Consider the following 657-nt stretch of genomic DNA (forward strand, 5'->3'; position numbering starts at 1 on the left):
ACCGTCGTCGTCACCGGCACACTGGAGCACTTCACCCGGGACGGCGCCAAGGAGGCACTCCAGGGCCAGGGTGCCAAGGTGACCGGTTCGGTTTCGAAGAAGACCTCATTTGTCGTAGTGGGTGACAACCCGGGATCGAAGTACGACAAGGCCATGCAATTGAAGGTTCCGGTTCTGAACGAGGACGGTTTCAACGTCCTCTTGGAACAGGGGCCCGAAGCGGCGGCCGAAGTCGCGCTTCCGACCGGGGAGTAGCGGTTGAAGGCCACCCGATCGGCGCATATCAGTTGCATACGGGTGGCCCGGGCGCATTCGGGCAACCGTCGGAGACCGCTGCCCGTGGAAGCCTTCCGCGGCCTACTGTTGAGGTGTGCGCCTGCCGTGCCCAGCTGCGGCTGGGGCATCCCCGTGCCCTCCACAGGCGCGGGGAAGGTTTCTTCGACGCGGAGCTGCTGATGGTTGTCGGGCATCGGGCCGCGTGGCGTGGGCACCGCCGGCTGTGAGAGGGACGGGAATGGAACCGACCGAGAGCGCCGCCCCGGACTCACGGCTGCGCCTGCGCCGCCGCGCGGTCGCATGGCGGGGGTACCGGTGGACCGGACGGGCCGAAGGGCGTACGGGCGTGCAGCAGCCCCGCCCGGCCGGCCCGGGCACCGC

Annotated in this window: 1 protein-coding gene; it reads left to right on the forward strand. The window is 68.9% G+C overall.

What is annotated here, in order from left to right:
- A partial coding sequence (locus CCN44_RS36200) for a BRCT domain-containing protein (protein ID WP_331478625.1) occupies positions 1–255 on the forward strand: 255 nt, incomplete at its 5' end.
- Positions 256–657: the final 402 nt, after the last annotated feature.

This window comes from Streptomyces tricolor, assembly GCF_002155905.1.
GTDB lineage: Bacteria > Actinomycetota > Actinomycetes > Streptomycetales > Streptomycetaceae > Streptomyces > Streptomyces tricolor.